This is a genomic window from Levilactobacillus lindianensis (assembly GCF_003946095.1).
In the GTDB taxonomy this organism is placed as follows: domain Bacteria; phylum Bacillota; class Bacilli; order Lactobacillales; family Lactobacillaceae; genus Levilactobacillus; species Levilactobacillus lindianensis.
The window spans coordinates 1-9,324 of the sequence record NZ_RHOD01000044.1 but is presented as its reverse complement, the minus strand read 5'-3'; the positions used below and the strand labels follow the sequence as shown (position 1 = coordinate 9,324).

11 protein-coding genes are annotated in these 9,324 nt (G+C 44.5%); 7 read left to right on the top strand and 4 right to left on the bottom strand.

Going from position 1 to position 9,324, the window contains the following annotated elements; all coding sequences use genetic code 11:
* The 5 genes from EKM70_RS10905 to xerS form a co-directional block, all read left to right on the top strand.
* Nucleotides 1-281 (top strand): transposase (locus EKM70_RS10905; RefSeq protein ID WP_164506303.1); only part of this gene is annotated, 281 nt, incomplete at its 5' end.
* Between the two features lie 130 nt (nucleotides 282-411).
* Entirely contained in the window at nucleotides 412-858 is a 447-nt protein-coding gene (gene msrB, locus EKM70_RS10900; RefSeq protein WP_125547762.1) for a peptide-methionine (R)-S-oxide reductase MsrB, read from the top strand.
* Nucleotides 859-870: 12 nt separating this feature from the next.
* A complete protein-coding gene (msrA, locus tag EKM70_RS10895; RefSeq protein WP_125547760.1) occupies nucleotides 871-1,398 on the top strand; it encodes a peptide-methionine (S)-S-oxide reductase MsrA in 528 nt (175 codons plus the stop codon).
* Nucleotides 1,399-1,478: 80 nt separating this feature from the next.
* A complete protein-coding gene (locus EKM70_RS10890; protein WP_125547758.1) occupies nucleotides 1,479-1,922 on the top strand; it encodes an NUDIX hydrolase in 444 nt (147 codons plus the stop codon).
* 1,051 nt (nucleotides 1,923-2,973) lie between these two features.
* Nucleotides 2,974-4,038: a tyrosine recombinase XerS gene (gene xerS, locus EKM70_RS10885; RefSeq protein ID WP_125547756.1), complete on the top strand. Its 1,065-nt coding sequence runs from the start codon at nucleotides 2,974-2,976 to the stop codon at nucleotides 4,036-4,038.
* A 131-nt stretch (nucleotides 4,039-4,169) separates the two neighbouring features.
* On the opposite strand, the gene EKM70_RS10880 is transcribed toward xerS, so the two are convergent.
* Complete coding sequence (locus EKM70_RS10880) at nucleotides 4,170-4,601, bottom strand: MarR family winged helix-turn-helix transcriptional regulator (RefSeq protein WP_125547754.1); 432 nt, start codon at nucleotides 4,599-4,601, stop codon at nucleotides 4,170-4,172.
* Nucleotides 4,602-4,726: 125 nt separating this feature from the next.
* On the opposite strand from EKM70_RS10880, the gene EKM70_RS10875 reads away from it, so the two are divergent.
* The gene (locus EKM70_RS10875; RefSeq protein WP_125547752.1) at nucleotides 4,727-6,082 is read left to right on the top strand and encodes a DHA2 family efflux MFS transporter permease subunit; all 1,356 of its coding nucleotides are present in this window, start codon (nucleotides 4,727-4,729) and stop codon (nucleotides 6,080-6,082) included.
* Between the two features lie 356 nt (nucleotides 6,083-6,438).
* Here the strand turns inward: EKM70_RS10875 and EKM70_RS10870 are convergent, their stop codons facing one another.
* Nucleotides 6,439-6,780, bottom strand: coding sequence for an MmcQ/YjbR family DNA-binding protein (locus tag EKM70_RS10870; RefSeq protein ID WP_225416439.1), 342 nt, complete (start codon nucleotides 6,778-6,780; stop codon nucleotides 6,439-6,441).
* Nucleotides 6,781-7,166: 386 nt separating this feature from the next.
* On the bottom strand, nucleotides 7,167-7,709 hold the full coding sequence (locus EKM70_RS10865; protein ID WP_125547748.1) for an MFS transporter: 543 nt from the start codon (nucleotides 7,707-7,709) through the stop codon (nucleotides 7,167-7,169).
* Nucleotides 7,710-7,935: 226 nt separating this feature from the next.
* Here EKM70_RS10865 and EKM70_RS10860 point away from each other — a divergent pair, with 226 nt between their 5' ends.
* A complete protein-coding gene (locus EKM70_RS10860) occupies nucleotides 7,936-8,157 on the top strand; it encodes a type II toxin-antitoxin system RelB/DinJ family antitoxin (RefSeq protein WP_125547746.1) in 222 nt (73 codons plus the stop codon).
* A gap of 108 nt (nucleotides 8,158-8,265) precedes the next feature.
* Here EKM70_RS10860 and EKM70_RS10855 read toward each other — a convergent pair whose 3' ends face one another.
* Entirely contained in the window at nucleotides 8,266-9,102 is an 837-nt protein-coding gene (locus EKM70_RS10855) for an alpha/beta hydrolase (protein ID WP_125547744.1), read from the bottom strand.
* Nucleotides 9,103-9,324: the final 222 nt, after the last annotated feature.

The following is a 9,324-nucleotide window of genomic DNA, read 5'->3' as shown; positions in this document are numbered from 1 at the left end:
CTAAGGAACGCACACAGCTTTCAAAACCAGAAAACAAGGCTATCTATGGGCGTCGAAAGATTGATGTAGAGCCAATTTTTGGCAAGACGAAGGCTTATTTGCATTTCCATCGCTATTCGGTACGCGGCCTAGAAAAGGTCAAAAAAGAAACTGGAATCCTCGTTCTGGCATTGAACATCCTCAAGTTAGTCTCTACTAGAGAAAAATGGATTAAGAATCAAGAGCATAGAAATAAGGCACGAAACCAAAATTCGGTTTCGTGCCTTATTCTTGTTCTATAGAGGTCAGTTATGTCACAGCCTCTTTTTGCTGTGATCGTTATGGCTTTACAGGCTAATTAATTGCCTTTTATGGGAAAACCTTTAAACTGAAAGAGTAATGAGTTGTGCACAATCGATTGGAGGAATCCTCATGAATTCAAACGAATCAAAAGAAGACCTGCGGCAACGACTGACCACCGAAGAATTTGCGGTGACTCAGAACGCAGCCACAGAACCCGCTTTTACCGGGAAGTATGACCAATTTAACGAAGTAGGGATCTACGTCGACGTGGTCAGTGGGCAACCACTGTTCAGTTCAACTGACAAATACGATGCCGGCTGTGGTTGGCCATCCTTCACGAAACCGATCGACGCCGCCAACGTTCAAGAGCATACCGACCACTCATTTGGCATGATCCGCCAGGAAGTCACCAGCACGGATGCCCATTCGCATCTCGGGCACGTCTTTAACGATGGCCCACAGGATCGTGGGGGACTTCGTTACTGCATTAACTCCGCTGCTCTGAAGTTTATTCCAGCGGATCAGTTAGAAGCCAGCGGTTACCACGGCTTTGAGAGTCTCTTTCCCAATAAATAAGGAGTGATGACAATGAGCGAGACACAAACAGCAATTTTCGCCGGTGGCTGTTTCTGGTGTATGGTTCGGCCATTCGACACCCAGCCCGGCATCAAGAGCGTAGTTTCCGGCTATACGGGTGGCCATACGGTCAATCCAACGTACGCCGACGTTGCCAGTCATACGACTGGACATACTGAAGCCGTTGAGATTACCTTTGACCCAGCTATCATCAGTTACGCAGACCTAGTCGAAATCTATTGGCGGCAAACGGATCCGACCGATGCCAGTGGTCAGTTCCAAGATCGCGGCGATAGTTACCGGCCAGTCATCTTCGTCAATAGTCCGGAGCAACGACAGGCCGCCGAGGCTTCAAAGGCTAAGTTAGCCGCCAGTGGCCAGTTCGACGACCCGATCGTCACAACTATTGAGGACGTCCAACCGTTCTATCCCGCCGAGGAAGAACACCAAGACTTCTACCAAAAGAACCCATTCCGCTACCAGATTGAAGAAATGGGCGGTCGCGAGGACTTTATTAAGCAACATTGGACTCAAGAATAGCTTGAATGAGTGGCCTTACAGGACTAGTAAGGCCACTTTTTGCATGTTACAATTAGTTTAAAATCACTGGAGGTGCTTTGATGGGATACGTGCTAGATCTAAGAAAGATGACCGGTTCACAACCCTTGATTGTGGTGGGTGCCGCGGCATTTGTCACTAACAATCAGCAGCAATTACTGTTAGTCAAACGAACCGATAACCAGCTTTGGGGATTGCCAGCCGGCTCCAAAGAACTAAACGAGTCACTAGTGACCACCGCACAACGTGAATTACACGAAGAAACCGGGCTGGCTGGTCATCAGGCAAATCTGCTGACAGTTGTCAGTGGTGCTGGCATGCAATACACATATCCAAACCAGGATCGGATTGATTCCGTGACCGCCGTATATGAATTGACAGCAACGGGCCAGCAAAACGTCACGAGTTCAGAAATCGAAACGATCGGTTATTTTGCGCTAGCGGATTTACCAAATAACTTAACGCCAATTACGAAACGGATTTTAATTGAGTTAGGGAAACTTTAATTGATCGGAAAAAATTTGCAAGAAGTGATCCATGACTTAAAGAACGAAGATTTTGAAAGATCTCAGTGGAAGAGTAATTTTAAGGACTTTAGGTCTACTTTCGATAATATATATTATGTAAAGTAGAGAAAATAATCGGATTTCGAGGTTAGGATTACCGTTCCCTTTCTTTATTTGACACTATCATTTAAACTTGTCAGTTCAACAACATGTTAACGGCAGTTGTCGTCTGCTGACCACAACTTATAAGTACCGACTAAGCGGTCGTCCCATAAAAATCAAACGTATGCTACTAAAACCGAAATCGTGAAGACTCATCTTGCTAGTAAGTACGATTTAACCTTTTCTGGGTAATGTCTGATAAGTTTAGCTCACCAGCTGCCAACATGTCTATTTACCACTAAATACGACTTTTAGAGGCGTATTCTACACGATTCTCGTGATGAGGTCTCCCTCTAATTCCTGAACGTGTGCTTAGAATCAACGTTCAAAATCAATAAACCGATGATTAGTTTGGCTGGGTATCCGTAACGTCGCTGTCCAACGGATTGCCTGGCAACCCAGAAGTCATTGCTGATGTGTCGCCGATCAGGTCAAGGTCAATGGGATCTTGTAAGGTCAAGTGCCTTAGACTTGCTGAACTGGCGCGAATCAGGCGTCCCAGCGGCTATCAGGTAACTATATTCGGACTTGCGGCTGGTTCTATCAACTAGCCACGTAGGATGTCATCTTCAGCATTATTAAGTGTTAAAGTCTTGTAAAACCGGGATTTGTGGCTGCTTTTGTAACTGTGAGCAGTACCATATATTTGCTACGATTAAGCTTATGTATTGTCTCAAAAGACGCGCTAAGCACTGGTACAGCAACAATTCCGAGTGCTACGAGTGGCCATCTAAATCAAAATACGATTACCGAAGTAATCGACTACTTTCATTAAAACAAATATTTTAAAGAGAGTAGTCACCAGTAAAACCAGCGGGGGGCTTGCCAATTATCTCGATTCCCGGTATCATAGTAGCTATATGAGAACATACGTTTGGAGGCCGCTTCTATGGAAAAGCAACACTACTTAAAATTAATCAATGAAGAACTGGCCAATGCGCCCTGGTACGTTCAAGAATACTATCAGGCCAAGGCCACTGTGCCCCTTTCCCCGGCAACATTGTATCAATACCTGACTGAATACCGCCGTTTCTTTAACTGGCTCATCAGTGAGGGCCTGACTTTGGCCACCCACCCCGCCGATATTGATATTCAGGTCTTGGCTACTTTAAAAAAAGAAACGGTCGAATTATATAAGTCCGCCCTGTTGAATCAAACGAAGCTCACAGGCGCCCCTGGCAGTCGAACTCATCCGACCATTAACCGTTCTCTAAATGCCCTCTCATCGCTATTTAAGTACCTTACAGAGGACACGGAAGACGAGCATGGTGAAGCCTACTTCGATCGTAACGTCATGCATAAGATTGCGCTGGTCAGAACCAGTGAAACCTACGCGACTCGTGCGGCCAATCTGAAATCCAAGCTGATGCTAGGTAATACCGACCATGATTACCTGGAATTCATCGATCACAAATATGGGGAGCAGCTTTCACTCGCTAAGCAGCGGTATTTCCATCGCGATAAGGTCCGCGACCTCGCGATCAACGCCTTACTACTAGGCAGTGGCCTGCGCGTTTCCGAAGCCGCAAACGCCGATCTCCGCCATCTGAATCTCAAGACGGGTACTATTGGCGTCGTCCGTAAGGGTGGTCAACGAGACACAGTGCCCATTGCCCCCTGGACACTGCCCTATATTCAAGATTACCTGGCACACCGCACCGCCATTTATCACGCCACGAACAGCGATCGGGCCCTGTTCCTAAGCAGCTATCGGGGCCAAGCCTCACGGATGCAGGCCAATTCTATCGAGAAAATGGTCGCCAAATACTCGGCCGCCTTTAAGGTCCGTATCACGCCCCACAAGCTTCGCCACACCTTAGCTTCAAAACTCTACCTGGCCACCAAGAATGAACAGCTCGTGGCTACTCAGCTGGGACAGAACTCAACCAGCGCGACTGGGCTGTATACTCATATCATTGATGAGGAACAGCGGCGTGGGCTGGAGAAAATGTAATTATCAAACCAAGTAAAATGTACGACGAATTTAGAAAGGCCAGACTTCTTGGAAAATGGAAATCTGGCCTTTATCGACTTCCTATACTGACTGTCCATCCATTTTGTAAATAGCAATAATTACTCTTTATATCATGTTAGCTTTGCTAAATAATCACGCAACCGCTTAGACAACAAACATAGGCTACCCTGTTGCGCTAAATTTACCGACGCAACAATATCATTTAACTGATGAAAAGTTTTAGTAATTTTTCCGGCAGTTTCTTCGCCTTGGGGTAGCAAAAAAACTTGCCGCTGATGTGAGTCTTCTGGATCTATCCGTCTTACGACCAAATTCTGTTTCTCTAACTTCTTGATCATATTGGTCAGTGTTGCTGGCTGCACGTTTAGGTACTTAGCCAATCTGACTTGATTAGTTCCAGGCGTCTCACCTACGTAATGAAGTAATCTAGCATGATCCATTCTTATGCCAATATCGGCTAGCTGCCGTTGGATAATCTGACCTTCTAATTGGCCAACTTGATAGATTAATTCAGCTGTTGTTGCAATCCGTTTTTCTGTCACTTGTGCACCCTCTTTTCATGTTGTAGTTAAATATTAAAGCAATTGACTTAAAATAGAAAGTGTTATAGCATAAGTTATACCTTAAGTTGTACTTACAACTTAAGGTGCCGATTTTGGAGGTTACTATGTCAAAAACTAAACAGTATCATGTAAAAACAATGCTCCTCATATTCAGTTTAAGCGCATTTATTTCTATCTTGAACCAGACACTACTGTTTACTGCTTTTCCAGATATTATGCGAACGCTCTCTATCAGCAGTTCTACCGTACAATGGCTAACTACGGCTTACATGTTAGTCAATGGTGTTTGGATTCCAGTTACAGCTTATTTAATCAGTCGTTTTAGTACCCGTCAGCTAATGCTGTTCGCGCTTATTTCATTTACGCTAGGAACCTTATTATCCGCAATCTCACCAAGTTTTCTACTACTATTGATTTCTCGTCTTATCCAAGCAATTGGCGCCGGAATTATCATTCCCTTGATGCAAGTCGTGATGTTCTCAATTGTTGATAAGGCTAAACATGGTTCTGTTATGGGTATCATTGGGGTTACCACCGGTTTTGCACCGCTGATTGGTCCGACAATTGCTGGCTTTATCATCAGTCGATTGACATGGCGTTATCTGTTTTGGCTTGTATTTCCAATCGGGGTAGCCCTGATTATTGCCACTATCTTTGGGATGCAAAATGTCGGCACCCCACAACGGCAGAACAACCGTGTCGACTATCGTTCTATCGCCTACTCAACACTAGGCTTTGGTGTCCTACTTTATGGCACCGGCAGCATCAATCAGAGTCAACGTTTGGGAACACTTTCAATCGCAATCGGCGTTATTTTTATTGCAATCTTCATTCATCGCGAACGACAGCTGACTAAGCCGATGCTGGATTTCCGTATTTTTAAAAATCGTCAGTTCTCCATCTCACTAATCTTAGTAATGCTGTCGTTTATCACGCTAATTGGACCCCAGGCCATTCTTCCTACTCTAATTCAGTCAGCAATGCATCACACAGCCCTGACATCTGCGTTGGTCTTATTGCCTGGAGCACTTGCTAGCGGGTTAACCTCATTGATTGCTGGGCGTTTGTATGACCACGTTGGTGGAAGGATCTTAGGCGTAATCTGGAGTCTAGTTGTTTCAATCTCGATGATACCATTCTTATTTTTAAACGTTCATAGCTCATTGATTATGATGGCGACATGCTTAATATTCAAAATGATGGGTAATTCTCTCGTAATGACGCCACTAACGACAGAAGCCTTGAACGTGCTACCAGATAAGCTTCTTAATCACGGAAGCGCTATGGTGAATACATTACGACAAGTGGGTGGTTCCATCGGGACTGGATTACTGGTAACAGTCCAATCATTTTTTGGTGCCCACTCAGCGTTTATTGGTGCCCGTGCGTTTTTCAGTGGGATTATTGTGATTGGTCTGACTCGCTTTGTACTTGCTCTAACGTTAAGACCAACGACATAGACAAAACAATTGGCCGGTATGTGATGCACCACATGCGCAACAACTTCATCCGAACTATGTAGGTTTATTCAAATTACCATCCTGCCAAGTTGACTGGTACTTCAGTTGGTGGTGGCATGGTCAAGCTTACTGATAAGAACTTTCAAAAATTAAATCACCCACAAACCTTTATTAATCAGGGTGAGATACCACAAAATGACTAGCTCTGTATGATCTCACGGAGTTAGTCATTTTGCGGTGTGTTTGGTTTACGAGTTTCCTACTAAATTGAAAGCGCCTCCTACTTGTCGTTCTCTTCTACTCAATTACACACCTTTTGTAGTGACCAACTGAGTCGTACTGAGCTTGCGCTTACGTTAATCAGTCAATTGGTCACTCGCATCCACTAGATTGGCCAGTTCAGACTTCGAGGTCAGCCGGTGAATATCCAGGGTGATCCAATGTTGTTTGGTGAAATGCTTCCCAGCTAAAATGTAGGGGAAGTTCGCAACCAACTCATCAATCTTCCCCGTCTCACACTTGAGATCCAGGTATAAGCCTTCATCGTTATGATAAGCTAGACCAAATATTTTTTTACTTGTTGAATGCCGCATTGCGTCGAAAATAATTTGATTCCGATGCGCTGGATTATTGAAAGGTTCATCGACGACCACCTGCCTACCCTGACTACTGAATTTAATCAATTCCTCTTTTGTCATTTCCACGACACCACCCCCTGTTTAGTTCTGACTATGATAAGCACGTCGTTTTCAAAATTGAAAACGGTCAATGGCATGATAAGCATAAACGGTAATGCCTGTTGATAGGTCTCAAGCAAGCCCCGGCCAATTACCACTTCATTTCAAGCCTAATCGAGGAAATGGAAGTCGTCAAGAAGGAACCGCTGATAAATAACTATCGCACCCCACATCACATTTTTGCGTGACCACAATCAATTTTAACAACAATCAATAAACCACCGGACCTAATACAATTTAGCGGGTTTTGCAAAAGTCGATTTGCTTATCACTACGGAACCATCAAAACTGATTGTATGTAAAACAGCCATAATTAGCATCGATTTAAAAACTGAATTGAACCTGCTCTAACTTCGAGGCACATTAGACGCCAACCGCCATGACCACACCACTCCCAGCAATGACACCATGCCCGTCCCCCACATCGTCGCTTGAAATCCACGGACAAAATCCCTACTCTGGAACTGGTAAAAAATCATCACGGCAACAGTGGTCCCTAATGCCCCACCTAGCAAGCGAAAAACATTATAGATTCCCGAAGCCTGGCCAATTGCTGAGCGTGGAACGGCTCCCAGAACGGTCTTCTGCAAGGCTGGTCCAGCCATTGACAACCCAACCCTTGCCAGCATTAGCGGTACAATCAACCAGCCATAACTTTTATGAACGCATATGGCGATTAACAGATAACCTAAACCTTGAAGTGCCAACCCTAGCGTGGCTACCCACCGTTCGCCAAATCTATCGACTGCTCGTCCGGCAAAGGGAGCCACCACAACTAATGTCCCCGTCCACGGCAAGAGCTCCAGTCCCGCGGTTAGCGCCGTAGCGCCAGGACTCAGTTGGAGATACTGGGGCAGGAAGAACACCACACCCGAAACTAACCAAACCAACTACCAGCACCCAGCTCAATTTGCCACCGCTGAGCTGACCAGTTGCGTTTACTTGTTTTGTCATAGTCCCTATCCTACTAGAAAATTGATTTTTCGCAAGGGCTTCAGATTAGTTGCCGATGAATTCACAATAATTATCTTCCAATCTCCAATAAGTCAAATTGAAGACGTTTCCGTTGAATAGTTCTTAATAAGTTGTACGCTGAATAACAGAGGTGAACATTAAATGACAGATAAAAACCCAAAAGATGTCCTGTTCAGCATTCGTATTGACCCTGATATTAAACTTCGTGCTCAAGCAGAGCTGGCCAAAAAGGGATTGACCATTAATGATTTTTGTCGAATGTTGCTTATAGATGTCGCCCACTACGGATTACCAGATCATCCAGGACAAACTCCAGAAGAAATGTGCAAAGCTCAGTTAGAAGCTATGTCCAAGCGTTATTAAAAAGATCAAAGAACTGGCCAAAATGTCACTAAAAAACAGATACAGCATCTCCAACCATCTGGATTTGCTGTATCTGTTTAATTATCTATGATTAAACACTAACACCGACTAATTCCGTAAAAAACTAATCAACAGTTTATCGACCTTTATGTTGTTGTGTAACTTGCTATGCTGCGCACTGGCCCCAACAATCTTACGTTCCTGATAGGACTTGGCTCGGACTGAGACCAGGTATCGTAATGATTGGGAGGAAGCGTTACTGACTGATCCATCCGAATGCGACCCATCATTCTTATCGCCATAAATATTTAGAACCGCAGCTTCATTCGGGTAAGTTTTACGGAGACCTAGCAGCCGCTTATAATCCGTTTGCATCTTCTCAGGCTTGCCATTGGCCTGCAGCTTCATTCGATTGGGCTCATCATTCATACCAAGAATTCCGTTAAAGTGGCCGGCAATATCAACCTGTTTCTGTAATTTTGGTAAACTGCGGTTATTGTCCCGTAAGTAAAACATAATGGCCATGTTACCCATCGAGTGGCCAACCATATTGAACTTCTTTGTGTGATAGGTCTGCTGCAACTTAATCACAGTTGCCTTGGCCCATTGCCCCCACTGCTGCGAACTGGCATTATGATTGTCTTCAAACCCAACCTCGACGATTGGATGGTAATCACCTTCGCGGAAGTGACCCTTTAGCGAAACCTTTCCCTTTTTCGAAACGGTTGCCTGAATAATAGTGTGCGTTAGGCCAGCGTTTACCAGTGAATGCGCCATCTGTTCCTCGGCGTGCATACTACTGCCCCAGCCGTGAAAGAACAGCGTTGGCTCGTATTTACTAGCGTTAGGCAACGTTGCCGCATCGCTCCGATTACTAAGGCCACAGGCCGACAACCCTAAAGCTAACAGGCCAAGCCCCAAAATCAAAAATCCTCTTTTTTTCATAAAGTGGTTCTCCCCATATTTTATTTAACGGCAAAAGTATACCCCCTCATGTGGACTTTAAGGCAAGCCTTATTTCAAAAATTATTTATAACACGTTTTACTTTATAAAAAAGCTCACCGCCAATTGCGATGAGCTTTAACATTTGGTTCTATACTTTTTCCTGTTGATGGATTGCCAGAGTGGTAATCTATTAACAGGATTTTTTTGTAAATTAAAAGCCC